At 63.8% G+C, this 25430-nt stretch carries 16 protein-coding genes and 1 pseudogene; 4 read left to right on the top strand and 13 right to left on the bottom strand.

Going from position 1 to position 25430, the window contains the following annotated elements; genetic code table 11:
- Window positions 1-1196: 1196 nt before the first annotated feature.
- The gene (locus BUS42_RS27410) at window positions 1197-2528 is read right to left on the bottom strand and encodes a sensor histidine kinase (protein ID WP_254053825.1); all 1332 of its coding nucleotides are present in this window, start codon (window positions 2526-2528) and stop codon (window positions 1197-1199) included.
- A gap of 656 nt (window positions 2529-3184) precedes the next feature.
- On the opposite strand from BUS42_RS27410, the gene BUS42_RS27405 reads away from it, so the two are divergent.
- Window positions 3185-4501, top strand: coding sequence for a hypothetical protein (locus BUS42_RS27405; RefSeq protein WP_074312335.1), 1317 nt, complete (start codon window positions 3185-3187; stop codon window positions 4499-4501).
- 57 nt (window positions 4502-4558) lie between these two features.
- A complete protein-coding gene (locus BUS42_RS27400) occupies window positions 4559-5815 on the top strand; it encodes a DUF2092 domain-containing protein (protein WP_074312333.1) in 1257 nt (418 codons plus the stop codon).
- Window positions 5816-5845: 30 nt separating this feature from the next.
- On the opposite strand, the gene BUS42_RS27395 is transcribed toward BUS42_RS27400, so the two are convergent.
- Entirely contained in the window at window positions 5846-6364 is a 519-nt protein-coding gene (locus tag BUS42_RS27395) for an OsmC family protein (RefSeq protein ID WP_074312331.1), read from the bottom strand.
- 358 nt (window positions 6365-6722) lie between these two features.
- Here BUS42_RS27395 and trhA point away from each other — a divergent pair, with 358 nt between their 5' ends.
- A complete protein-coding gene (gene trhA / locus BUS42_RS27385; RefSeq protein WP_074312327.1) occupies window positions 6723-7487 on the top strand; it encodes a PAQR family membrane homeostasis protein TrhA in 765 nt (254 codons plus the stop codon).
- A 144-nt stretch (window positions 7488-7631) separates the two neighbouring features.
- On the opposite strand, the gene BUS42_RS27380 is transcribed toward trhA, so the two are convergent.
- From BUS42_RS27380 to BUS42_RS27370, 3 genes are all read right to left on the bottom strand, one after another.
- A complete protein-coding gene (locus BUS42_RS27380; RefSeq protein WP_074315393.1) occupies window positions 7632-7997 on the bottom strand; it encodes a hypothetical protein in 366 nt (121 codons plus the stop codon).
- 336 nt (window positions 7998-8333) lie between these two features.
- A complete protein-coding gene (locus BUS42_RS27375; protein ID WP_254053824.1) occupies window positions 8334-9146 on the bottom strand; it encodes a M90 family metallopeptidase in 813 nt (270 codons plus the stop codon).
- A 144-nt stretch (window positions 9147-9290) separates the two neighbouring features.
- Window positions 9291-10328 carry a leucine-rich repeat domain-containing protein gene (locus BUS42_RS27370; RefSeq protein ID WP_074312323.1) on the bottom strand — a complete coding sequence of 346 codons (1038 nt, stop codon included), beginning with the start codon at window positions 10326-10328 and terminating at the stop codon, window positions 9291-9293.
- A gap of 554 nt (window positions 10329-10882) precedes the next feature.
- Here BUS42_RS27370 and BUS42_RS27365 point away from each other — a divergent pair.
- Entirely contained in the window at window positions 10883-13081 is a 2199-nt protein-coding gene (locus tag BUS42_RS27365) for a fused MFS/spermidine synthase (RefSeq protein ID WP_074312321.1), read from the top strand.
- A gap of 47 nt (window positions 13082-13128) precedes the next feature.
- Here BUS42_RS27365 and BUS42_RS27360 read toward each other — a convergent pair whose 3' ends face one another.
- The 8 genes and pseudogenes from BUS42_RS27360 to BUS42_RS27330 form a co-directional block, all read right to left on the bottom strand.
- Window positions 13129-13455 (bottom strand): hypothetical protein, encoded by a 327-nt coding sequence (locus BUS42_RS27360; RefSeq protein WP_074312319.1) that lies wholly within the window; start codon window positions 13453-13455, stop codon window positions 13129-13131.
- Between the two features lie 852 nt (window positions 13456-14307).
- Window positions 14308-14625, bottom strand: a pseudogene (locus BUS42_RS45445) (TlpA family protein disulfide reductase); the annotation flags it as partial.
- Window positions 14626-14709: 84 nt separating this feature from the next.
- Window positions 14710-17985: a sigma-70 family RNA polymerase sigma factor gene (locus BUS42_RS27355; protein WP_254053823.1), complete on the bottom strand. Its 3276-nt coding sequence runs from the start codon at window positions 17983-17985 to the stop codon at window positions 14710-14712.
- Between the two features lie 586 nt (window positions 17986-18571).
- A complete protein-coding gene (gene msrA, locus BUS42_RS27350; RefSeq protein ID WP_074315391.1) occupies window positions 18572-19042 on the bottom strand; it encodes a peptide-methionine (S)-S-oxide reductase MsrA in 471 nt (156 codons plus the stop codon).
- 103 nt (window positions 19043-19145) lie between these two features.
- Window positions 19146-21683: an ATP-binding protein gene (locus BUS42_RS27345; RefSeq protein WP_074312317.1), complete on the bottom strand. Its 2538-nt coding sequence runs from the start codon at window positions 21681-21683 to the stop codon at window positions 19146-19148.
- 310 nt (window positions 21684-21993) lie between these two features.
- Window positions 21994-22323: a hypothetical protein gene (locus BUS42_RS27340; RefSeq protein ID WP_074312315.1), complete on the bottom strand. Its 330-nt coding sequence runs from the start codon at window positions 22321-22323 to the stop codon at window positions 21994-21996.
- Window positions 22324-22455: 132 nt separating this feature from the next.
- Window positions 22456-23295 carry a DUF2934 domain-containing protein gene (locus BUS42_RS27335; RefSeq protein ID WP_254053822.1) on the bottom strand — a complete coding sequence of 280 codons (840 nt, stop codon included), beginning with the start codon at window positions 23293-23295 and terminating at the stop codon, window positions 22456-22458.
- Window positions 23296-23772: 477 nt separating this feature from the next.
- Complete coding sequence (locus tag BUS42_RS27330; protein WP_143206531.1) at window positions 23773-25407, bottom strand: hypothetical protein; 1635 nt, start codon at window positions 25405-25407, stop codon at window positions 23773-23775.
- Window positions 25408-25430: the final 23 nt, after the last annotated feature.

The raw sequence follows: 25430 nt of genomic DNA, 5'->3' as shown, positions 1-25430 counted from the left end.
CCTCGTAGTTCTTCGCGGAACCACGACCGGCGAGGTTGATCCAGACCCGCGAAGAACTACGAGGCCCTCCGGACGATAGCGAGTCTGAAACAGCCTTCGTTGTGACGCATGAACCCCCAAACGCTCGAGCGGCGCAACGCCGCCCTGGTGCAGAGCACCGAGCTAGACCTGGTCTTCCAGACCCCAAAGCCCTCCCTCAACGGTAGCCGTAACAGCAACCGCCAAGGGCAAGTGGAACTCTTTTACAAGAACGTCCTGGGGTATTCAAGAGGCTGGCATTTCGATTTCATCGCCTGGTTGGCGATTTTTCTTGGCCCCGTTGAAAAAAACGAACCCGGCACAAGCAAACGCTCGCCCGAAAGGCGAGCGGGGAGCGTCAGCTCCCTGTCTTCGGACCGATTCCAACGCCAAGCGACAATGACCCACGTTCGCCATGCGGGCGGGCGAAAAAAGAGACGGTAGCAAGGATCCCGGGATCTCGTTCCCACGCTCTGCGTGGGAATGCCGTCCGCGACGCTCCGCGTCGTCTTCCCCGGCGGGTGGGGCCGCAGAGCGGCCAAAACGACATTCCCACGCCGAGCGTGGGAATGAGTTTTTCCCGCGAATTTCGGCCTCCGGGGCAGACAGATGGCCCGGTTTCCTTGCGACAGCCTCCAATAAATTCTCATTCAAACACTAACAGACATTTTATCATCAACATGCAAGCAATAAAACACTTTTCCGCGTCAACCGACAAAGACAGGGAGCTCACGCTCCCCGCTCGCCTTACGGGCGAGCGAAAAAAAACGGCGATGGGCTCAAAGGCTCGCCCGTCCAAAAAAACAACGACCCGATCCAGGGCGAGAAAGCCGCTCGCGACTCGTTCCCACGGTCCCCCGTGGGAATGCAGTCTGGGACGCTCTGCGGCCTCGGCTTGCGAGGGCCAGACGACGCGGAGCGTCGAGGACGGCATTCCCACGGAGGACCGCTATGCCTTACCCACAAGTCGTAAGTTGTTAGCAATCCGGAGGTTACGGAAGGGGGCTGTGGCCCGAGCTGGATGCCACAACTGGAGGACTCTCAGGCACTTGCGCCGATCACCCTCGCTGGACACCGGGCCAGACCCCCACTTGTGGGTAAGGCATAGCGGAGGACCGTGGGAACGAGGGGGATTCTTAGCTCTTTGGCGGGTCGTTAAAAAAAGGGACGGGCGATCGCTACATGATGGGCGGGGCCGAGGCGCTTGCGTCTTTCGGAGGATTAGCGCGGCCGGCGGGACGACGGATCGGCACCTGGATCCGGAACCGGGTCCCCGAGCCGACTTCGCTCTCGACGTCGACGCGCCCGCCATGCTCGGCGATGATGCCGTGGCTGAGGCTCAGGCCGAGTCCGGTGCCGCGACCGATGGGCTTGGTGGTGAAGAAGGGGTCGAAGATTTTGGAGAGAATTTCGGGAGGGATGCCGCAGCCGTCGTCCATGAGCTCCACCAGGATGAGCTCCCCCGAACGCCCGGTGATCACCTCGAGGCGGCCGGACGGTCGGCCGGACGCCTCGATGGCCTGCATGGCATTCATCAGGAGGTTGAGGAAAACCTGGTTGATGTGCGCGGGGGCACATTCGAGCAGGGGGAGATCGGCGAAGCGGCGGACCACCTCGATCTGGTTGCGGTTCAACAGGTCGCCGAGCATGCTCAGGCTCTGATCGATCGCCAGGTTGACGTCGATTTCACCGATCTCAGCCCGATCGAGCTGGGCAAATCCACGCAGGTTTTGAACGGTCTGGGCGACCCGTTTCAACCCCTTGCGGGTCGATTGGGCCATGCTCAGCAGGTTCTCCTGAAGATAGGGCATGTCGACCTGCTCTTCGAGCTGAGCGATCTCGGCGGCCAGCTCGGGGTTGGCCTGCTGCAAGAGGTCCCAGCCCGACCGATAGCGGCCGAGGAGCGTCAAGATCGTGCCCAACTCGCGTTCGAGCACCTCGACGTTGCTGGAAGCGAACGCCAGCGGATTGTTGATCTCGTGCGCCATGCCCGCCGCGAGCGTGCCCAACGAGGCGAGCTTCTCGGAATGGATGAGCTGGCTCTGCGCTTCCTTGAGCTTCTCATTGGCCTGACGGAGCCGCTGGTTGGCGTCGGTCAACTGCTCGGTCCGTCTCCGCAGTTCCTGCTCGGCGCGAATCCGGTCGGTGACATCCTTCAGGTTGCAGCGGATGTGGTGGACCCGGCCGTTCCGCTCGTAGCGGGCCTGGGTGTGGACCCGCATATAGTGCCACTCGCCCGAGGCGCCTCGGACTCTCAGCACGAAGTCGTGTCGTTCCCCATGCTCGAGCGCCTGGCGAAACTCATCTTCGGCCAGGGCCTGATCGTCGTGGTGGAGAAACTCCAGAAAGCTCCGCTTGCGGAGTTCGCCCAGAGTCTGACCGAGGAACGCGCCCAGGTGCTCGGTCACTTCGAGCCAGCGGAGCGAATCGGGCGCAAGGCGACAGATCAGGCCGGCCGGCGCCCCACCCCCCGCGCCGGGAGCCGGCACCAGCATCGAACGGCTCAGCATATCATCATGGGTCGGCATCGAATGGGCGGACAACGACGAACCCGGCCCTCGCGTGGGGGCGGACCGCCCGAGGTTCTCGGGGAGCACAAACCGACCACTGCAACTTGGGCACTGGACCGGTCGACCGGCCATCTGCTGAGGAGCCTTCAGCGGTCGCCCGCAGTGGGCACACGGAATAGTCACATTCATGAGAAAAGCCCGACCGCCCCCCCGGCCATACCGCAGGCGCAGGTCTCTCCGGTTGTTTTGATCCGTGGTCGACTGACCCCGTCAACGGCGGCCGAGTGGGGTGGGCGAGCAAGGTTGGATATCAAGGTCTGGTCCCGTCGAGTCGTCGATCGTCGCCGATCGCGCACCCGATTGAAATCCGCAACGGCTCGATCCCAGTCCACGCCTCTCGGAAGAAATCAGGCCATGATCAGAGCCGTCATCATTGAAACATCCGTATCAACCTGTTCAACTCTAGCCGATCCCGGCCGGATTTGTCAGCAGGCGGCCACGACGGAATCCCAACCGCTTCGGATTCGCGACGGCTCGCGCGTGAGCGAACCGTTACAAAGGAGTGCCCAAGGGATCACTTCGGACTCCCGCGCCCCAAGCCGTACGCCCCACGGGCCGGACGCAACTTCCTTTGGCGGTCGCCGAGGACCCAAAACATGAAAACGCGAGTGCTCATCGTTGGATGGTGTCCATTCCTGGTCCTTCTGGTTTCTCGGCCCTCCCTCGGACAATTCGGGAACCCGTATCCGCCGCCGAACACCCCGAATTATAGCGCCCCGTACAACCCCGACGACAACCAATTCTATCCGCCCGCCGGCGCGGTCAGTCCGCAACGGTTGCCGTCGCTGGCCAACTCCCTGGCCACCGAGGCCCAGCAACTGCTCGACAACCTCCGCTATGAACTCTACGGGACGTTCGAGGGCCGCCAGCTCGAAATGCGGGCGGGAGCGGTGCTCAACGCGGCCAACCAGGTCGCGCAGAACGCCCAGTTCGGCGCCGCGGGGCAGGCGCAAATCGGCGGCTCCATGAACCAGTTCGATGTGGCCTTCACCGAGTTGAATAGCGTCATGCGCAGCGTGGGGGGAAATTCGCCCCGCAGCTCCGCGTCGGTCGACCGGCTCCAAAAGGTCGCCTTCCAGATCCGCAACATCATCGGCGCCTACGGCCCACTGCCCGGCGGGCCGCCGCCGCTGATCGGCGTCCAGCCGATCCAGATCCCGGGGCTGCCGTGCTCAATTCGCAGCCTGACCGATGCGACCGCCAACCTCCGGATCGCGACGAACAATTATTCCCGCTTCGTCCAGAACACGTTCCGGCCGCTGGCCGACTCGGCGCAATCACTGAGCGAGCAGGTCCGCTACTTCCAAGGTTTGCTCAACTCCCCGGTTCGCTTCGAAGATTTGCAGCAGACCTGCCAGCAACTCCGCCTGGTGGCCAACGACATCAATACGCTCCTGGCACAAACCAATCCGCCGCCACCGGTGATCCAGACCTGGTCGCTCGTCCTCGACTCGCTGAATCAGGTGGCCGCCCTCCTGAACATCCCGGGCCAGCTCGGACTCCCCAGGCCAGGGATCGGGGGCGGAGTCATCGCGAACCCCGGCTTTCCCGTTCTCCCCGGAAGCGGCGGTCCTCGTCCGGGGCCAGCCTTCCTGGCCTTGCTCAACCAGGTCCTGGCCGAAAGCGACGGCTTCCTTCAAGGCATCTCCGCCAATGCAGGCGCGGTGCCCGGAGGGTTCCAGTTCGTCGCCGACGCACGTAACCTCCGCGGTAGCCTGCTCAACTTGAACCAGCAAGTCCTGGTCGGCGCACCCCGGCGCGAACTCGTGCAGACGATGGCCGTGGCCCAGAACTACGCGAACGCCATCGGTCGACGGATCGCCGCGGTCGCGCGCGGGCGGATCGGGCCCAACATCGCACGGTTCCAAGACCTCGCCAACATGCTCAACCAACTCCAAGGGATGCTGAACTGATCGACCGCGAAGCCCCCGCGTCGCCCCGAATCGGCTTTTCCAAATCGGAGCAAATTCATGTTTTCTTCTTGTTTCGCCGTGCTTGGCCTCGTCGTGTTGGCCCAGACGCCCAAGACCGAGGATTCCCCGTTCAAGCCCTTGACCGAGGCGAAACGGATCGACCCGCGGTTTGACGAGGTCCTGACGGCTTCGCAAACGGTGATGAGGAACGCCAAGACGTTCCGCGTCTTGGTCAAGATGATCACCAAGTCGACCGTCGCCGGCGAAGCCGCCCCCGACACGGTCGTGACCCACACCCTGACCGCCCGGCGGCCCGACTCCGTCGCAATTGAATCCGAGACGGTTGTCGACGACGTCAGAAAACCGGTACTTCGCGCGGTGTGCGACGGCCGATCGCTGGTCACACTCTACGACCTCGAACCGAAGGTCTACTCCCGGTACGAGGGGCCGAACCCCGCCGGCCAGATCGCGCGGACCCTGATCATCCCCAAGGTCCTCGAAGGGTCGGGCCTGGAGATCCTCACCCGGCACGACATGCGCGACCATATTCTCCGCGAGACCACCGAAGCGAAGCTCGTCGGCCCCGAGGAGGTCGACGGCATCGCCACGGAACACTTTCGCGTCGACTGGCATGGCGCAGTCCTCGACCTCTGGATCGGCCCCAAGGACCAACCGCTCGAGCGAAAAATGACCTCGACCCGGGTGACACCGCTCAGCGGCGGTAAGGAGAGCACGGTGGTCCGCGAGGCCCGCTACGCCTGGACGATCGACCAGCCGATTCCGGATCAAGTCTTTCGCGCGGAGGTGCCTGCAGAGGCCAGGCGTGTCGAGGACGTGTTCGAGACCCTCTTTTACCAGGAGTCGGCCGAACTCGTCGGCAAGCCCGCGCCGGCGACCGCTCTCAAGGTGCTCGACGGCAACGAGGTCAACCTCGCCAGCCTCAAGGGCCAGCCGGTCGTCCTCGTCTTCTGGGCGAGTTGGTCGAGTGACTCCCTGGCAGTCCTTCCCCCCTTGGCCGAGCTCGCCCCCCAATGCAAGGAACGCGGAGTGGCCCTGTACACGGTCAGCGTGGGCGAGGACGCCGAGGACGCGCGGAAGGCCCTCGCGTCCTCGAAGCTCCGGCTCCCCGTCCCCGTCCTGCTCGATCCCAAGGACTTGACGGCCGCCTCGTTCGGCATCCGGCGCTTGCCCACGACCGTCGTGATCGGCCCTGACGGCATCGTCCGCGCGATCACGCGGGAGACCAAGGAGCTCCCGGTCGTCCGCGCGGCACTCGAAGGCCTTCCTCCCCTCCCGAATGATCAGACCAAGTGATGGATCCTCTGATTTCGTCGCGAGGCGACGTCAGTCGAGAACGACGCGGTGGTGGGAGACGGACAGGGCAGGCGGGTTTTTCAAAGTCTGATAGACCACACAATAGCGTTCGGTCAGCTTCAAAAGCGTTTCCAACTGCTCCGCCGTCGCGTCGGTCTCAAGCTCAAACTCGAGCCGGATGTCCTGGAGACCAACGGGCACCTGTTTATCGACGGCCAGGGTGCCTCGAAAGTCGAGATCGCCCTGGGCGCTCACGGTGCCCCCGCGGATGGTCACTTCCAGGGCGGTGGCCACCGCACGCAAGGTCACCCCCGCGCAGGCGACCAGCGACTCCAGCAACATGTCGCCTGAGCAGAGCGCCAGCCCATCACCACCGGTCGCCGGGTGCAGGCCGGCCTCAACCCGCCCCCGAGCACTGTCCAGCCGGCAGGTGAGCCCCGACCCATCCAGGGTTCCCCGGGCGCTCAAAGTAACTCGCGCCGTGGCGGGTTCGTCACGATAGCGGGCTTTCAATGGCGCCTGCGCGGCGCGAAGCTCCTTGGCATCCATCAGTAATCCTCCGTTGTCGACCGGCCCCAACTCCACCCTCCGGCCCCAACTTTCCTGAGACGCTCGTCCCGACTCCCCTCGGCCGCTCGCACGATTCGCTCAAGGACACGTACGATCCAAGCCGAACCAATCGATATCCCCGCCCAGCAAGTCTTCGAGCTCGAACGCGAGCGAATGACGGTCAACGCTCGATGAGCGGCCACCTTGAGCAAAATGCTTCCCCGAAAGGAATCGGATTTGCTTAGGATGGAATGCGAGACGCGGTCGTACGGAATGGGCGCGGTCCACCGAGTTCCGAGCGAAGAAGGCGAGTGGGGTTCCGATCTCATGGCGGCCCCCGGCCGGGTGAAACGATCCCATGAATTTCTTCGACTTACGCGAACCTGTCAGTGCCTGGAGCCACGGAGCGTGGCTCTTATTGGCGTTCCCCGGATCGATCTTACTCTGGCTCCGTGCCGGCGGCCATCGTACGCGGCAGGCCATGCTGCTGGGATATACGATTTGCCTGGCCTTGTGTGCCACGGCCAGCACGCTCTACCACAGCGTTCACGGGGCTGGCGACGCGCTTTCGTCCTACCTGCTCTTTGACCACATCGGGATCTACCTGCTGATCGCGGGGACTTACACCCCGATCGCCTGGACCCTGATGCGTGGCCCTTGGCGATTCGGCACCCTGGCCTTCGCCTGGCTTTCAGCGTTCCTCGGGATCACGCTCCACCTCGCGTGTGCCAACCTACCGAAGTGGCTGCCGACCGGGCTCTATCTGCTGATGGGCTGGGGATCGATCCTCTGCTACATCGAACTCGCCCGGAATCTGTCGTTTCGCCTGCTCCGTCCGATCCTGGTCGGTGGTGCCTTCTACAGCGTGGGCGCGATCATCAACGTGGTCGGTTGGCCGATCCTCTGGCCGGGAGTCATCGGCCCGCACGAGATCTTCCACGTTTTCGTGGTCGCGGGAAGCGTGGTCCACTTCCAGTTCATGCTTCGAGTCATCGCCCCCTGGAGTTCGGGCGACCAGACGGCGGCAGCCTTCTTGAACGAGGTTCAAGTGCCGGCCGGGTCGAGCCTCACGCCCCATCCGGTTTCTGGCTTCGGCCCAGGGAGAATGGCCGACGGTCATTGACGGATGATCATTCACCAACAACCCTGAGATTGTTGGCTCCACGGTGCAACGACAACGAGCGCTGAAGCCCCGGCTCCGGAGCGGGCAGGCGCATCACCATGCCATTCGACTCGATTCGATTCGATTCCGGCTCGTCAGGATCGATCAGGACGAGGTGTCGCGCCGGGCCTTGCGTTGTTCGACCTTGCGGTCGTGGCGGGCCAGGAGGAACTGCGCGGCTTTCATGTCGCCGTTGAGCGCAGCATCATAGAGAAGTGCAAACATACGTTCAGCACGAACCAATTCGATCTGCCTGACCGCGCGGCGGAAGCCCGCGCTGGCCGCGATCGCTTGCTTCATCTCACGAACGCCGATCCCGAGCCGAGCACAGGCCATCGTACAGCCCAAGCCGTCGTGCAAGAGCTTGAGGAACTCGACCCGCTGCTTGTGGGTCAGCGTCTCCCGGTCCGGCTTGGCGTGAGACAACTTTGGGAGCCAGGTATTACCTTCGTCATCGAGTCGGAAACGCAAGGTGACTCTCCCCAGAACGGCTGGAATCGAAATCAATAGCCATGAGTAACCAATGAGTTGCGATTGTTCCGTGATCGGCGAGCAGCCTTGGTTGCTCCCGAGGACCACGGAACGCTCGTCACACTCCATGATAGGCCATGTTTTTCCAGGTTGTTCCGCGGAGTCGAGGAGTCCCGATCCCCCATCCCCAAAAAAGCGGCTTCCGCCCGTGCTCAAAGAGCGTCCGAATGTTCACCTTATTCGATGATAACGCACGTCTGAAAGAGGTCCAGGGCCTTGGACCTCCCGCCACTCGTGGAGAAGAGCGAGCGCTGATCGTGAGCACCAGAAGGGGGGTTAGGGGCCTTCGGGCTCGACGGCCGCGAGCCGTTGCTCGGGATCCTGGCGGTAGTATTCCTTCAGCTCTTCGTAGAGCGCCGGATGTTTTTTCCGGAGCTGAACCGGCTTCTCGAAGAAGCACTCGGTCGCGACCGCGAAGAATTCGGCCGGATTGGTCGCTCCATAGGTATCGAGGACGGTTTTCCGTTGCTGCTGTTCGTCCGCGCGAAGCTGCTCATATTCGGACCCGAGAACGCGAGCCCAGGCCACGTAAGAGCTACGATGCTCGAGGATCGGGGCGCCGTCGGCCACGCCGTCTTCCTGATCGAGCTGGTGGGCGAACTCATGGAGAACGACATTCTGCCCGTCCCGGATGTCGGCCGCACCGCTCAGGACATCGTCCCAGGAGAGGACCACGACGCCGTCCGTCCAGGCTTCCCCCAGCCGAGCTTGGGGCCCTTCGAGCAAGACCCCGCCCCCCAGCGACTCGACCCCCTTGGCCACATAAGCGCGGGGGTAGACCAAGATCGTGATCAGTCGCTTATAATAGTCCGTCTCGCGATGGAGCAGGAGCAGGCAGGCCTGCGCGGCAATCGTCAGCTTGATCTCCTCGGTCATCTCGAGGCCACCGCAGCCCTCGAAATGCTTCTCACTCAGAAAAACCTGGATATGTCCCTGCAACTCGCTTCGGTCCGGCTCGGACAGCCTGCGGTAGAGCGGCATGTTGCGCTCGATGATCTCGAGCCAATCGGCCGGGAACGGCGCCTCGCGGAGTTGCTCACGCCGTTTTTGCTTGAAGAAGCCGAACATCCGCGTCTCCTGGCCACTCATGAATGACGACGCCTCAACAGGCGTGGAACCACGGAACGACGGCATCGAGGCCCTACGACACGGTTCCCCTTGAATGGGCCTGAACGGGCGGCTGGGGTCTCGAAGGCGAGCCCCCAGCCGCCCAGGTGAACCGCGTCCGACCGCTTATTTCTTCTCTTCGGCCTTCTTCTCCTCGGGCTTCTTCTCTTCAGCCTTCTGCTCTTCGGGCTTCTTTTCTTCAGCCTTCTTTTCTTCGGGCTTCTTCACTTCGGCCTTCTTCGCCTCTTCGTCGGCTTTCTTGCTCGCCTCTTCGGCCTTGCTCGCTTCTTCGCCCTTCTTCTTAGCCTCTTCCTCGGCCTTCACTTTGGCCTCGACGGCCTTCTTCGCCTCGTCCCCCTTCACCTTGGCCTCTTGATCGGCCTTCACCTTGGCCTCTTCGGCCTTCTTCGCTTCCTCGCCCTTCTTCTTGGCCTCTTCCTCGGCCTTGACCTTGGCCTCGACGGCCTTCTTCGCTTCGTCGGCCTTCTTCTTGGCCTCTTCGGCCTTCTTCTTGGCCTCTTCCTCGGCCTTCTTCTCTTCCTCGGCCTTCTTCCTGGCCGCCTCTTCGGCCATCTTGGCCGCGAGGTCGATCTTGGTCTTGGGCAGGGCCTCGACGGCCTTCTTCGTTCCCTCGTCGGTGACCTTCGACCCCAACAGGAAGAGGGACTGGAGGTTTGACAAATCCTTCAGCGAGTCCACCCCCGCGTCGCCCACCTGAGTTCCCACCAGGCTGAGCACTTCGAGGTTCTTCAAGCCCTTGAGGTGCGCCAGGCCGGCATCGGTCACCTTGGTGTCGACCAGGTAGAGTTTCTTGAGTTCGGTCAGCCCCTTGAGGTGCTCAAGGCCGGCGTCGGTGACGGGCGTGCCGACGAGCGACAGCCTCGTGAGCTTGTCGAGCTTCTCGAGAACGACCAGATCAGCGTCGCTCACCTTGGTGATCGCGAGGCTCACGTTGGTCACAGGCTTGCCCGGCGCCTTGTCGTCGCGGTCGACCTTCCCACCCAGCTTCTGAATGTCGGCCACCGCCTTGTCCTGATCCGCGGCACCGTCCTGCGCCCCAGCGGGCGCAGCGGCCCACAGGGCCGACGCCAACCCGAGGAAAAGCACGAACCGGCGAGACGAGAACCCGATACGACGCACCTGTGATTGGGAATCCATCATCATCAACCTTCCTTCTTCGTAAACTCTCAAGGCCGTCCCAAGTCGTCGGTCTTTGGTCGAACCCGGCGGACGGCGAACCGGACGTTACCAAGATCATGCCCGTGAAGGGGACCGAGATGCCAGAGATTTCCTCCCTCAAGCCGACGCCTACGCCTCGCTGAGGATCCGAAAGCCACCGATCGTCCTCCTTTTCTTGATCAAAATTCCTCCCAGGCGAGCGGGAAGCCTGAACTCCCTGGCTTGCAACGCAACACCGAACCTGTGATAAAGCCATAATCACACCAAGATCAATCGGCACCCAAGATCGAATCCCCCGGAGGGCGGGCACGGCCCACCATCCCTATCTCCTTGCTAAAAAGCAGGTTAAGATGGTGGGCCGTGCCCACCCTACGGGAATCGTGGGGCCGACGACAACGCCAAGAAAAATGGTTCGACGAACCGATGCCCTGGCTTCGGAATGACTCCCACGCGATGAATCGAAAGCCAGGGAGCGATCCGCTCCCCGCTCGCCTTACGGGTGAGCGAAAAGCCCAAAAAGACGGGACTCGAGGCCACCCTTGCCGCTCTTGTTCGCCCTGACGCTGCTGCTCGGCGCGGTCCTTTTGTTCTCGGCGGAGCCGATGATCGCCAAGGCGGTCCTGCCGCTGTTCGGAGGCGCGCCCGCCGTCTGGACGACTTGCATGGTCTTTTTCCAAGGGGTCCTGCTCGCCGGATATGTCTACGCGCATGCGCTGACCGGCTGGCTGGGGGTGCGTCGCCAGGCCTTGGTGCATACGTTTCTGCTCCTCGGCCCTTGGTTCTTCCTGCCGCTCGGCATCGACGCCAAGGCTGGCGTTGACTTCGCCGGGGGCACGAACAACACGACGGGCCACCTGCTCATGCTGCTCTTTCAGTCGGTGGGCCTGCCCTTCTTCGCGGTCGCGACCACGGCCCCGTTGCTCCAGAGTTGGTTTGCCAGAACCGAGCACCGCGCCGCGGCCGACCCTTATTTCCTCTACGGGGCCAGCAACCTCGGAAGTTTGGCGGCGTTGCTCGCCTATCCACTCGTGATCGAGCCGAACGTCTCGCTCGCCAGGCAAGGCGAACTCTGGGCCGCGGGTTACATCGGAGTCGCAGGCCTGATCGTCGGGTGCGCGGCGATCGTCGTCAGGGCGCCGGGCCCCGATGTCCCCAAGACCGCGAGCCCGGTCCGACCTGGAGCCGGCCGCTGGTGGCGCTGGGTGTTGTTGGCGTTCATCCCCTCGAGTTTGATGTTGGGGGTGACCACTTATCTGTCGACGGACATCGCGCCTGTCCCACTCCTCTGGGTGATCCCCCTGGGGCTCTACCTGCTCTCGTTCATCGTCGTCTTCGCTCGCAGACCGATCGTGTCCCATGGGGCGATGGTCCGAGCACTCCCCCTGGCGGTCATGGCGCTGGCCCTGGTGCTTGGCTTCGGGCTCGTCCCGCCCTGGTTGATCCCACTCCACCTCGTCACTTTTTTCACCGCCGCGCTGGTTTGCCACGGTGAGTTGGCTCAGGATCGTCCCGCGACGCAACACCTGACGGCATTCTACCTGGCGATCGCGATCGGGGGCTTCCTGGGCGGAACCTTTAACGCCCTGATCGCGCCGTTGGTCTTCAACCGCCTGGCGGAATATCCGCTCGCCCTCGTGCTGGCCTGCCTCGTGATACCAGGCGTCAACACGCCTGATGGCCGGCCAACCCGACGGCGGATCGGTGACGTCGCGATCCCATTGGCCGTGTTCGGGCTCACGACCGCGTCGATCACGACTGACCAGGCCTGGTTCGTCCCTCTGGGCACGATGCTCGTCTCGGGTCTGGTGTCGCTGGTTTGCTGGACCCGCCGGGCGCGCCCCGTGCGATTCGCGCTCACGATCGGCGCGGGCTTGCTCGCGAGCGGACTGACGGCCGGGGTCAACGGACGCGTGCTCCACCAAGAACGGAACTTCTTCGGCGTCCTGCAAGTGACCGAGGACCGCCAGAGCCGGAGTCATCGCCTCTTCCACGGGCGTACGCTTCACGGCCAGCAGAGCCTCGACCCCGCGCGGCGCCGGGAGCCGCTCAGCTACTATCACCGCAGCGGTCCGATCGGCCAGGTCTTCGACGAGTTCCACGCCCGGCCCTCGGGCGCTGGGGGGAACGTTGCCATTGTCGGACTGGGTGTGGGCTCGTTGGCGTCCTACGCCGAGCCGGGGGAGCGCTGGACGTTCTATGAGATCGACCCGGCCGTGATGCGGATCGCGTCCGACCCGCACGACTTCACCTTCCTCCGCGATTGCCGAGCGAGTTCGCTCAACGTGGTCATCGGCGATGCACGACTCAGGCTCCGCGAGGCGCCGGACCATCACTACGCGATGATCGTCCTCGACGCCTTCAGCTCCGACGCGATTCCCACGCATTTGCTTACGCGCGAGGCCCTGGCCGTTTATCGCCGGAAGTTGGCGGGGCAGGGGATACTCGCGTTCCACATCTCGAACCGTTCCCTCGACCTCGAGTCGGTGCTGGAGGCCCTGGCGCGCGACGCGGGCCTCGTCTGCCGAATTCGTACCGACCGGCCCCTCAAACCCGAGGAAAAGCGCGCCGGGAAGCAGGAATCGATCTGGGCCGTGATGGCCGCCCGCGACCTGGACCTCGGTGGAGTGGCAACCGACCCGAAATGGATACCACCACGGCCGCGCGGCGGAGCGGTGGTCTGGACGGACGACTTCTCAAGCCTGGCGGGACATTTCCTCCTCCTCAGACGAGCGCGTTGAGAGACGCTCCCGCCCGCCCGCCCTCGGAAATCTCGGCAGAGAGCGGCTCATTCGCAATCGAGCCACGACCCTCCCGCCTCGAGACCACGTTCCTCGACGATTTCGCGGCCGACCCGGTGCAGCTCGGCATGGACGCGCCAGTAGACTTCGGCGAGCCTGGTTTTCTGCAGCGGACGAAGCCGCCCCTCGGCGTGTTGAAGCTGTTCGTAACGCCGGCGGCGGCGTTGGATCGCATCCCGATCCTCGGCCCCCAGTCCCAGCGCGTCCTCCCGCGGACTCGTCGCAGCTCCTCGGTCATGGTCATGGTCGCCCCGGACGTTTTCCACCGTGTCATTCCCGCTCAGCCTGAGCTCGGATCGAAGCCCGTGCAGCACGGCCCGCCTCCTCCCACGACTCAAACATCCTCCGGCCGCCGCCCGATCCCGCTCGGCCGCGTCCCACGTCCCCATCGTCCCTCGAACATACGCTCTCATATTAACGTACATTTTTTCACTTCTCCACCAATAGACGTCGGCTCCACTCGCCGCGCTCTCGGCCGTCTCCCGACGTGACTTCGCAGAGCGATCGTCAGACCCGACCCGTCGAAGACCTCTTCCCCCTTCCTCTCCCACCCGCCATGACATTTGTCATTGAATCATAGCAGGTCCCCGGCGCAGGGTCCAAGGGGGGGGCAAAGTGAACCAACCGTCGGCCCTCTTGATACATCCGTACACTACATGTAACTCAGGCCGTTGTCAACAAAAAAAAGAGGGGACAGGGAAGGGCAAGGTTCAGTTTCCATCGAATCCTCTGGAATTACGGGCAGGGAGTCCGCGGCCCCAGGGGACAGGCGTCCGCTCAAAGGCTCGAACCGAGGAACAGACTCAGGGCCAAGGCTGGCCGTTCAAGCTCAATCAGGCTCCCGTCAGCCAAAGAACAGGCCCACCCCCCCCACTCTTGCGGTTCACCGTCGGTTGGCGCACGGAAATCCTGGGGACAGGCACGGCCCCCCATCGACCCCGGTTCTCAGAGCATTCGAGGCGTCAGAGGATTTCTTGGGTGCAATCCAAGCGAAAAATCGCGGTAACACGGCTTCACAAGGACATTGACCTGACGCTCCCCGCTTGCCTTACGGGCGGGCGGGGAGAATCAGGTCTGGGAGTGATTTCGAAGAACTTCCACACCATTGCAACGGGTGACGTCGTCATCGGCGCTGACGGTCTCGAACGGTTCCGCGCCGCCCCCAATCATCGTGGGGGTGTCGCCAGCGCCTGGGAGACGGCTTCCTTGATCCGGTCGCCGCGCAGGTTCATGGCGACCACCTTGCCGTCGGGCCCGATCAACCAGATCGAAGGGATCGCTTCGACGCCGTATTCCGCCGGGAGTGTGGCCTCCGACCAGGCGCCGAGGTACCCCTGAGCCCAGGGTAATCCTTGGTTGGCCACGTACGTCCGCGGTTCGTCCTTCGAGGGGTCCAGGCTCAGGCCGATCATGGCGAATCGGTCGTCGTGGCCGAACGCCTCGAAGGTCGCCTTCAGATGCGGCGTCTCGGCGAGGCAAGGAGTACACCATGTCGCTCAGAAGTCGAGCAGGACGTAATTGCCTCGAGAGTCGGCCAGGGCGACGGTCTTGCCGTCGAGGGTGGGAACCTAGAAGTCTGACACAGGGTCGCCCACTCGCTTGTTCAGATTCAAGGGAATCTCACCCAGGTCGAGCGGTTCATCGCTTCGGCCGCCCGGCTGCTCGGGAACGACGAACTTGTGAGCGGCCCGACCCACAACTTTGGCGGGGCCGCCCCTTCGATGATCCGACGGGGGTTCGTACATCTGAATCGAGAGGATGTAGGGGGCGGCCGGCACGTCCTCCACCCGGAACGAGCCATCGGGACCGATCCGGAGCGGGAAGCGGTGGTGGGCCCGCGAGTATGCCTTGCTCTCCTCCGACTCCCGCCACCAGCGCATCTGCTCTTGGGCGTCCAGCCCCTTGGGAGGGATCGGGCGCTCCAGCGCAGTCTCGAACGCGAAGGAACCGTACGACCAATCCACCTGTCGGTCGGATCCCTTGGGGATGCCGATTCGTCCGACGACGGGTTGCCCCTTCCCTCCGAGGGACACGCTCCGCGTTTCGCCGGGCTGAACCGCGACGATGACGCTCTGACCCGACGCTGTGGTGATGTCCCTGGGCAACTGGAAAACAGAGGACACCAGGAACTCGTCGGGGGGGACATGATCGAGGGTGAACTGCCCCCGGCCGTCGCTCAAGACCTGGTAATCGAAAGCTATTTTTACCACCGTTCCGCCGGTGGAGTGCCGTCGATCCGCCTTGATCGCTTGACGCACCCCCGGTGCCGAGCCGATCCGGTAGGTCCCCTGGATCCGGCCCCAGGGGCGAACGGTGACGACAGGATCGGCGGCCAGGCCCTGCGACGACCGTTCTCCGTAACCACGGTCGTGGAGAACGGCAATCGAGTAATCCTTCTCCGGTGCGGGGAGTGAGAAACGACCGTCGGGGCCAGTCTCAACCCACGGGTTCCGATCCCGCTGAGTGAACCGGCCGTTGTTGATCATCGTGGACCGTCCTGCCAACACCATGATGACTTCCGCACCTGGAAGCGGCCTGCCATCGGGCAAACGAACGATTCCGGTGATCGTGGCGGCCTTCTGGAGTTTGAAGTCGTAGGCCGTGTCTCCCTCATCGCCCCGGAACGGCCGCGAGACGGCCGGTTGAAAGCCCTTCGCCTCGATGCGGACGTGAGGCGTTCTCGGATCGTTGAGGCTGATCTCGTATTTTCCCCCGCTCGCCGACATCAGGTCGCTGTACAACCAATACGGTGATTGCGAATCGCCAATCACATACCCCGGGATCACCTTGAAGGACTCCACCGCCTGGCCACTCTCGGCATCGACGACCGAGCCTTGGACCCGTAACATCGGCGCCAACCTGATCTCGACCTCTTCGGGGGAGGCCGTCATTGGCCGCTTCCGGATCGGCATATAGCCCCCCTTCCAGATATCGATGAGAACCTCGTCGGCAGGTGCGTCGTCCCAGCGGTAGTAGCCTTCGGCGTCGGTGGTGAACTTGGTGTTCAGCGTGCGGCAGCCACGCCAGGTATCAGCGACGATACGCGCTCCAGCGACCGGCCGCCCTTGCCGATCGACGATCCGCCCGAAGAACGGCTGCGCGGGGAGGAGCTGAAAGTCGACTCGCTCGCGGCCCTGGACGGCCGGGAGCCGTTTCAGGTCGGGCGCGTGCCCTTTGGCCTGAACGGTCAGGACCTGGCTTCCGGGCTTCACGTGGAATTGATAGTGGCCCTCGGCATCGGTCTGAGTGCTGGGGGGCTGGGGGGCCCCGAAGCGATCGATGCCAAGCTTGACATCGGCACCTGGAATCGGCCGGCCGCCGGCATCGGTCACCGTCCCGCTCAGAGTCGCTCCGCGTGTCATGACCATGACCGCGGACTGGGCGCTGAGCTGCTCGGGAGACGGCACGGGCGTATCGCCATAGGATTGGTCGCTGACATAGTCGGGGTGGACCAGCCGCGTGGAAACGTCGGAGGCGCCCGCGGGAATCAGGTCACACCGCCACCGCCCTTGGGCGTCGGTCTTGGCCGGGTACTCGAAGACGTCGGTGAACGGCACGCCATCGCCGTACCCGGAGTCGGCCCTTATGTAGACGATCGCCCCCTCAATCGGCACACCTGCCTCGTCCCGGATCAGGCCACCGATCGTCGTGCTTGACTCCATCGACAGGGTGTACGTCCCGGGAAGCCGCGTGTTCGCGGTGTCGTTCCACCAAGAAATCGACTTGGGGACGAGCCCAGCCTTCGTGGCCCAGATCGTGACCGCCGATGCCACCTTGGGTGGAATCCCCTGGATCACGTAGCGCCCTGTCTCGTCGGTCGACGCTTCGGTCTTCAGGTCGCCGGCGCGAACCGTGAGCTGGACGCCGGGAATTCCTCGGTCAGTCCCGGGCTCAACGACGCGGAACTCCATCGATCGCCCCACCGGGTTCGGCTTGGGGTCCACCGCTTTCTCAGGCAACGGGGTGGCCACGGCCCGCGGCGTTTCGTCGGTCTGCACCAGAGCGAAGGCACAGGCCGACAACACCAGCGTCAGCGTACCGGCGGCCAGCACCAAGGCCGCCGCTTTGAGCTGGGTGAACAGCATGGTCCGAATCGCCCCTTCGGCGAGGGCGAGGATTGAGGCGGAAGCGGCGGTCGCGATGTGGGCGGCAACTTGGGCCGTTCGAATGGCCAAAGCCTGCGGGACCGCCACCTGAGCGGCCGGGAAAATCCCAGGACCGGCCAACCCGACGGAGGGGGCGAGGCCGCGCGTGGTCAGTCGATGCCGCAACCGCTCCCGCGCCTGGGTGAGACGCCCCTTGACCATCCCGGTCGTCCACTGGAGCTGCCGCGCGGCCTCCTCGTATGTCAAACCCTCAAGGTGACAGAGGATGACGGGCCTGCGGTACTTCTCGGGGAGCCGGTTGACCTCCTCGTCGATCGCGCTCCGTAAGCCATCAACCTCCCGGGAGAGGTCGGAGACGACCGCCTCCGGCTTTGCCACTTTCCCCTCTTTTTCGCGACGCCGCGCGGGGTCGGAGCGGACGCGCGACGCCACGCGGAAGGCAACCCCGTAGAGCCAGGGACTGAGTTGGCCCGGTTCCCGAAGCGTGCCGGCCTTGCGGAGCAAGACGAGGAAAGTCGCCTGAAACGCGTCCTCCGCATCATGCGGATCGTGAAGCAGGCGCCGACAGAGTCCCCAAACCATCGGGCCATGCCGGGCGATCAACGCCTCGAAGGCGGCCTCGTCGTGCCGGGCGGTGAAGTGGTCGAGGAGTTGCTCCTCCGACATCCCCGAGAGTGTCCCCAAGCTGAAGACCCGCTCAATCTGTCGAAGAACTGCGCCGCGGTGTCCGATTGCCATACCGTTGTTCCCCAGTGGACCTCTTGTCTCCGAGAGATACTGCACGGGAGGGCCGGAGCGGAACGTCTTTCTTTGAAAAAAACCGAAGGTGGGAGACCTCGAAGGCGACGGGGGCCCCAATGTCGATCGCATTCACCCATGGCACCGGCGGCATGGGTCGCGGATTCGGCTTTTACGGAACGTCCGTGTTCCTCGGACAAAGTGGCCGGACTTGATGGCGTCTCAGCCGTTGGCCTCGGTTTTCTTTGATATTCTGATCGGTGGCCGCGGTGATGCAATCGCCGTTGAATGCCACGGGTTGGACTCAACCCGTGAACGATAGCCCAGGTTTTTGGCTCACGGGTTGGGTACAACCCGTGGCACCCATGGCTTTCACATAATTCAATACAAAGAAAGACCAGGTCCACGTGCCTAGGCCGTGAAACTCCTCGGGCGATGAGATGAAAGGACGCCCGCGGTTTCAAGAAGCCGCATGGCCGGTTCGGCACGGCCTACCATCCGTGGCAGCGCACTCGCCAAGAAAAGACGGGGAGCTGACGCTCCCCGCTCGCCTTTCAGGCTCGCCAACAAAACTCATCAATATTTATTATATGCGACAAGATGATTGTCCACGTTTTTCGAGATAGCGCTGATGATACTCTTCGGCCCGGTAGAAGGTGGAGGTCGGGGTGACTTCGGTCACGACCGGACGGCGGAACCGGCCGCTTTCGCGGAGTCGCTCTCGGGAGGCTAATGCGACGTTTTTCTGGTCCTCGTCGTGATAGAAGATGGCCGAGCGATACTGGGTGCCGACGTCAGGGCCTTGGCGGTTGAGTGTCGTCGGGTCGTGGATTTTCCAGAACAGGTCGAGGAGTTGGTCATACGAGACCTTGAGCGGGTCGTAACTGACCTCGACCACTTCGGCATGGCCGGTGGTTCCGGTGCAGACGTCCTGATAGGTGGGGTTCTCCAGGGTTCCGCCCAGATAGCCGACCGCGGCGTCAGCCACTCCTTCGACCTGCCGAAAGGCGGTCTCGACGCCCCAGAAGCAGCCTGCCCCAAATGTCGCCTTCTTCATCGTGGTCTCCTCTCCCCCAAGTGCCAGGAATCCGTGGGCTCGGTCGATGGATCCGATCCCTCCGTTGTACGCCCGGCAGGCCGTCCGGGACAATCCCAAGCGATCAGGAGGCCACGGAGCGCTCGGTCTCGGGACCGGCGAGCAGAATCTCGAGATCCTCGGGCGCGATCGGCTTGACCAGGTGGTGGTTGATCCCGGCCTCGCGCGATTTGCGGCGATCTTCCTCTCGGCCCCATCCGCTCATGGCAACCAGCAGCGTCGTCTGGAACCCGGGGCGCTCGCGCAACCGCTGGGCCAGCTCGTAGCCGCTCGGACCCGGCAGGCCGATGTCGAGCAGGACGACGTCGGGGTGGAACGAGTCGGCCAGCGCCAGCGCGGAGGCCGTGTCGTAGGCCACGGCGACAACCTGATCCCAGAGCCGCGACAGCAGTGAGGCCATCGACCGCGCGGAGTCGACATTGTCGTCGACCACGAGAATCCGACGCCGAGGCAAGGGGGCGGCCGACGGTCGCGTTTTCGCGATCGAGGGGGCATGAGACGATTCGGCCAGAGCGGGGATCCGGACCAGAAACTCGCTCCCCAGGCCAAGCCCGGCGCTCGAGGCAACGACGTGTCCACCGTGCATCTCGACCAGGCGGCGGACCAGGCTCAGGCCAATCCCGAGCCCTCCCTGCGACTGGACGAGGAGCCGCTCGGCCTGAATGAAGAGATCGAAAATATAAGGAAGCATCCCGGCCGCGATCCCGATGCCCGTATCACGGACCCGGATCGTCGCCAGGCCCGGTTCGCGGTCAACCTCCAAGTGGATCGCATCCCCGGGCTTCGTGTACTTGAGGGCGTTGTCGAGCAGGTTGTCGATCACCTGCTCGAGCCGGACGGCATCCCCCTCGACCAGGAGGGGGCCCTCGAGCATCGTCACCGTGAACTGTTGCCGCCCCGCTTCCAAACGAGAGCCGACGCTCTCCACCACCCGACGCGCCGATTCGGTGAGGTCGATGACCTCCTTACGAAGCTCGATCTTCCCGCGCGTGATCCGGGAAACGTTGAGCAGGTCGTCGACCAATCGCGTCAACCGGTCAACTTGCCGCTCCATCATCGCCTGGACCGGTTCGATCACCGTGCCGGCGACGTCTGCCTTGATCGCGTGAAGCGCGTTGCGGAGTGGGGCCAACGGATTCCGCAGTTCGTGGGCCAGCACGGCGAGGAACTCCTCCTTGCGGCGATCCGCCTCCTTGAGCGCGTCCACGGCCAGCCGGCGTTCGGTCACGTCCTGCCCCGCGCCAACGAGACGAACCACGCGCTCCCGCGATTCGTCCCAGATCGGCCGGCTCTGGTAGCGAATCCAATGGACCGTTCCATCCTGGGCGACGTTGCGAAGCTCTTGGGTCTCGGCCTGCCCGGCCATCAGCCGCCCATGGCTCTCCCTGGCCAGGGCCAGGTCGTCGGCATGCACGAACGTATCCCATCCCCGAGCGTTCATTTCCTCAAGCGTTGTCCCGAGAATCCGAAAGTACCCTGGACTCGCCACTTCGACCGTGGAAGAACCGTCCGGGCCGATCGCGACGGTGTAAGTGAAGTCGGTCGTCAGGTCGGAGATCAGGCGATGCCGATCCTCGCTGGCTCGAAGCTCCGCCTCCACCCGCTTGTGGGCTGTGATGTCATGGGAATGAACGATGAGGCCCAACGGAGAAGGCTGGGCACGGACGTTATGCCAGGCGTCTCGCTGCGGGAAGAAGAGCTCGAAGTTGAGGGCCCGACCGGTTTCCTTGGCCTCTTGAAACTGGCGAGGGAAGGTCGAGGCCAAGACGTCGGGGAAGACTTCCCAAGCCAACTGCCCGATCAGATCCTCACGCGATCGCTCCAACAGACGCTCGGTCGCTCGGTTGAGCGAAACGAACCGCCATTGCGGATCCCAGATCCAGAACGGATCGGCGATCGCCTCAAGGATCTCGGACTTGTCCGGCCGCTCCTCCTCCTCCTCGCCCAGGGACGATGGCGGCAAAGGCAATCGATCGCTTGACTGCTGATATCTCTGGACAAAATCCTGTTCAATCAGTTGAGCGAGGTGCGCGATCAGGATCAGCCGGTCGGGCGTGCCGTCGTCGGCGCAGGTCGTGATGCCGATGGCACCGAGGAGCGTGCCGTCAGGGGCGTGAATCGGCGCACCGGTCCAGGTGCAGTCGTCGAGCGGATGGGTGAGGTTGTCCGGTCCGACCACGGCCACCGGTCGGTTCTCCGCCAACGCGGTGCCGGCCCCGTTGCGTCCCCTTGAGGCTTCGGACCAGTCTTCACCGGGGCGGAGGCTCAGTTCCGCCATCTTCGCCGGATCGTTGCCGACCGCGTGCAAGACGATGCCTTCAGGGTCGACCAGGTAGACGAGATGCGTGATGTGGCTCAGCGCCAGGTCGGCCCATTCGATGTTGGGGCGGGCCGCCTCCAGCAATCCGCGATGGTTGTCGAGGCGTTCAAAAAGCGCGGTGGGATCGAGGGACGTCCGGGGCGGCTTCACCGTGCCACCGACGTCCTCCTCAGCGGCCTCGAGCTGAGCCCCCCGCCAGGATTCGAGTACGACTCGACCGATTCGGCTCTCGACGGGCAGCCCATCGAGAAACCGCCTCCAGCCGGCATGCCTCTGGTCCATTGTGATTTCTCAACGCCGGTCACCCGGTCGAGATATCCGTCTCCATGCGACGGCCGGTCATCGCCAGTCCCGCATTGGTATCACAGCGAATCCTGGGCCGCTCGCACGAATTTCCTTGGTTACAGCGGTATACTCTCGAATTGCCTACGTCTGGGTGGCTCGGCCTGTGAACCACCCGAACGTAAGCCGCGGTTATTCCCTGTTTTTTTAAAGAGTTGTCACTCTGAGAATGGGATCGCGGACCGAGACGCCTGAACCAGCCGTCCCGGCGCCTCCGGATCTCATGGGATCAACCCGCGCGATGCGCCGGTCAGCGGACCGGGGGATAGTAATAACGAGCAAGGCCACCGTTGCCGGCCGTGCTCATGGCCGACCAACTCCATCGATCCGACGGGCCGCCGTAGGGCCGGCCGTAGTACGGAAAGTCGTTGGTCCCGTAGCCCACATAACCCCGCGCGGGGTTGGGATAGGCCGCGTAGTAGCTGTAAGGGGGAACGTAGGACGGGTCGGCAAAGGTCGGGCCGGCCACCACCGGCGCGGTCGCCGACGTCCCCTGATACACGACGGTCTGGGCCTTGGCAGACGAGCCAAGGGCCAGAGACAAGGCCGCGACGGCAAGCGCGGCGAGGGGCGTCTTCATCGGTCTGCCTCTTTTTGCTGCGGTCAATCCCAAGGTGCACCGCCGGCCCCTTCGGGCCGGCAAACCCTACGCAGAGATCCTAATCTAGCAAATCCGATTCCGCAGGGGAGGGGTTAACCGGGCAAAGGCGTGTTAAATTGGGGAATTCGCGTTGGGGCGGATCCGGTTCGGGTTCGAGCGGAACGGGGAGGGGGCTTGCCGACCCGGCTCGCTCCCCATCGCATACGAAGAGTCGGTGCGGGGGATGATCGTCCGCGTGCCGTCGAGGTCTTCGTCGCGGGCCGAGAGCGGGACGGGGGCCTGGATCACCACGTGGGCGGTTCCGACGAAGAAGAGCATGTAGGGCATGGGGGCCTCGTCGTCGACCCGCCGCACCAGCGCCGTCCAGGGATCGGCCTGGATCGAAGGCAAGGTGTGCAAGCCACAACCGAGCTCCCCGAACAGGCGCAAGTCGAAATCATGGTCGGGGTTGACCACCCATTCCCGGGTGTCCTCGAACGAATGGAGCTCGGCCGCGGGGAGGATCGACAGCGCCATCTTGGCCAGCCCCTTCAAGGCCGCGATCGAGGTTTGCGACAGCGAGTTCGGTCCCGAGCCGCTCCGTAACTGGGTGAGGAACGCCTCGAGGTCGGCCTCGACGCTCGACGCGAAGTGCGCGTGGCAGTCGTCGCATTCTTCGTAGGTGAACAGCGACCGGTTCTCCAGGAACGCCGGAAGCGCGGCGGGAATCGCCGAAAAGGTCGCGATCGGCGCCGCTTGCTCACAGAACCGGCAAACCCGACGTCCTTGGGTGCCAATAAATTGTGGCTTAGCGGCATTCAACGCGTAGAACGCGGCCACCTCGTAGTTCAAGGTCAGGAGCAGGTCCTGCTCGGCGGCACACCAGTCCCCACGGTCGTTGCCGTGGCTGCCGCCGCGCCGCTCCCACCTAAGGTAGGCTTCATGTTCAATCTGGTCGGCAGTCGGAAACATGTCGGAGGGATCCTGCGATTCGATCGCCGAATGATGATTCATCCATTGGGCCGAGACATCCGGTCTCAGCGCCCGATTTTAACGCCCAACTCCTTGAGCCAACAGATGGCCGCTTGTTTCGTATCGCCGCCGAGCGGATTGTCGGCGAGTCCAAGGGGGATTGAGGAGCCCCGAGGGCGCTTCCGGCACGCCCCCCCTATAAAAAACAACGATCCGCCAATGGGCTAAAAACCAACTGAAAAGAGCGAACGCAGCAAGTCGTTATCCTGTCATGGTTTGCAGTCGACGCAGCGACGCAACTCTTTTCGGGTAAACCTTTTGCAGAAACACCCAAATCCTACTGGTTTTTAGCCCATTGGCGGATCGTTGATAAAAAAAGAAAGAGTCTCCGAGACCCCGCGGTGATGTCCGCAAGGCTCCGGAGACTCTGAACGTCGGGGCCCACACTGACTGTGGCTCGCGGCGTCTCACTCTCGATCAACGGGGAGAAGCAGCACCGGGGGCCCGCGGCGGGACCGACATCATGCCACCCATGCCGCCCATGCCGCCACCCATACCACCGCCCATGCCGCCACCCATACCACCACCCATACCACCGCCCATACCACCGCCCATGCCGCCACCCATACCACCGCCCATGCCACCACCACCGCCGCCGCCCATGAGCGAGAGGGGGATGATCGCCAGGTCGGCCACCGGGTAAACGCGAATTTCGGTCGGCTGGTCTTCGGAGTTTTCATTGGTGATCGTGAGCAATCCGTCCTTCACCGTGAAGGTCAGGCCGAGTTGCTTGAGCATCAGTCGAAGCGTGGTCTTGAGCGGCACACCTTCCAGGTCCAAGGTCACGGGCGACGTCATCGTCTTCTCGGCCTCTTGGAGTCCGACCGGGTCGACGTAGATCGGGATCCCGTTGTCGTTGGCGCCCGTGGTCGCGCTCTTGATGTACTTCAGGACATCTTCGAGCGGCGTTTCGTTGCCGAACGACATCGAGATCGGGTCATCCAGCTTGGCCAGAATCGACTTCGTCTTCACGTCTCGGTCGAGCAAGTCGACCGCGCGGCCGTAGCGGCGGATCCGCTTTTCGGACAAGGTGCGCCACTGGTTGGCGTCGGGGTACTCGAGCGTAATCGTGTCGGGGAACGGCACCGCGGCGCGTGCCACGTCTTGGAGCGAGAGCATGTAGCGGAATTCTTTGAGCTGCTCGAACGCCAGCTCCTGGGCCAGGAAACCGACCGACGCCGCCACCGTCATGCCCACGCGAGGGGTCGGGTCGTTGGGAACCAAGGCCCGCGCCTGCTGGGCGAGTATCCGCGCCTCGTAGAACGGGGCAGTGGCGATCCCGATGTCCCCCATGCCGCCGTTGTAGAGGATGTTGTACGTCCCCTGAGCCATCAGGCTGTCGAACTGAACCATCATCACGTTGACGGTCGCCTGGTTGCGTTCGACGAGGTCGAGCGCCCGGATCCGCTGGTCGGCGGAGGCTTCGCGACGAAGCCGTTCGGCCTGCTCCTGGACGATCCGCTCCTCAGCGCGGACGGTGGAGAGGAGCTGCGACTGGATCCGTCGATCGAGGTCGTTGCGGACCGATTCGGGGACGTCGGTGGCCGCTCGTGCGACGGTCTGCGCCAGGCGGAGCGTGGTGAGCGCGGCCTCAGGCTGTCCGGCGTTGATCAGGTCGCGAGCGGCCTGAAGCCGCTGGTTGATGTCGACGACGAGCTGCTGGCGGACGACGTCGGCAACGCGGGCCGCTTCTTCAAGCGTGGCCTGGGGCTGACTTCCGTCGCGGGCCTCGGTGCCGGCCGGGACCGGATCGGCCGGTGGAATCGGATCGGCGCCGAGCGGAGCCGGAGGCGGTGCCTGGAAGGCGACCTCAATGCGGTTCAGGGCGAGCTTCGCTTCGCCGTTGCGGGGGTCGAGATCGACCGCCTTGCGGAAGAATGTCTTGGCCTGCGCGGACTGGCCCTGAGCGAGCGCCTGGCGACCAAGATCGGTCAGTTGCCGCGTCAAAGTAAGTGGCTCAGCGGAGCGGGCGGCAATCCCCAAGAAAAGGGGGCCACCCAGCACCAGAACTCCAACGGCCCTGGCCTTGCGGGAGCGGAGACTGCGTAACATATTGAGCATCTCCAGCGAGATAA

It is taken from the genome of Singulisphaera sp. GP187 (assembly GCF_900129635.1).
Taxonomy (GTDB): domain Bacteria; phylum Planctomycetota; class Planctomycetia; order Isosphaerales; family Isosphaeraceae; genus Singulisphaera.
The sequence above is the reverse complement of the archived record's forward strand: the minus strand, read 5'-3'. Positions and strand labels throughout refer to the sequence as shown.

Bases quoted from the DNA above. Each gene is read 5' to 3' on its own strand.
- BUS42_RS27410 (WP_254053825.1), bottom strand. From the start codon at position 2,528: ATGCTGAGCCGTTCGATGCTGGTGCCGGCTCCCGGCGCGGGGGGTGGG.
- BUS42_RS27405 (WP_074312335.1), top strand. From the start codon at position 3,185: ATGAAAACGCGAGTGCTCATCGTTGGATGGTGTCCATTCCTGGTCCTT.
- BUS42_RS27400 (WP_074312333.1), top strand. From the start codon at position 4,559: ATGTTTTCTTCTTGTTTCGCCGTGCTTGGCCTCGTCGTGTTGGCCCAG.
- BUS42_RS27395 (WP_074312331.1), bottom strand. From the start codon at position 6,364: ATGGATGCCAAGGAGCTTCGCGCCGCGCAGGCGCCATTGAAAGCCCGC.
- trhA (WP_074312327.1), top strand. From the start codon at position 6,723: ATGAATTTCTTCGACTTACGCGAACCTGTCAGTGCCTGGAGCCACGGA.
- BUS42_RS27375 (WP_254053824.1), bottom strand. From the start codon at position 9,146: ATGAGTGGCCAGGAGACGCGGATGTTCGGCTTCTTCAAGCAAAAACGG.
- BUS42_RS27370 (WP_074312323.1), bottom strand. From the start codon at position 10,328: ATGATGATGGATTCCCAATCACAGGTGCGTCGTATCGGGTTCTCGTCT.
- BUS42_RS27355 (WP_254053823.1), bottom strand. From the start codon at position 17,985: ATGGCAATCGGACACCGCGGCGCAGTTCTTCGACAGATTGAGCGGGTC.
- msrA (WP_074315391.1), bottom strand. From the start codon at position 19,042: ATGAAGAAGGCGACATTTGGGGCAGGCTGCTTCTGGGGCGTCGAGACC.
- BUS42_RS27345 (WP_074312317.1), bottom strand. From the start codon at position 21,683: ATGGACCAGAGGCATGCCGGCTGGAGGCGGTTTCTCGATGGGCTGCCC.
- BUS42_RS27340 (WP_074312315.1), bottom strand. From the start codon at position 22,323: ATGAAGACGCCCCTCGCCGCGCTTGCCGTCGCGGCCTTGTCTCTGGCC.
- BUS42_RS27335 (WP_254053822.1), bottom strand. From the start codon at position 23,295: ATGTTTCCGACTGCCGACCAGATTGAACATGAAGCCTACCTTAGGTGG.
- BUS42_RS27330 (WP_143206531.1), bottom strand. From the start codon at position 25,407: ATGTTACGCAGTCTCCGCTCCCGCAAGGCCAGGGCCGTTGGAGTTCTG.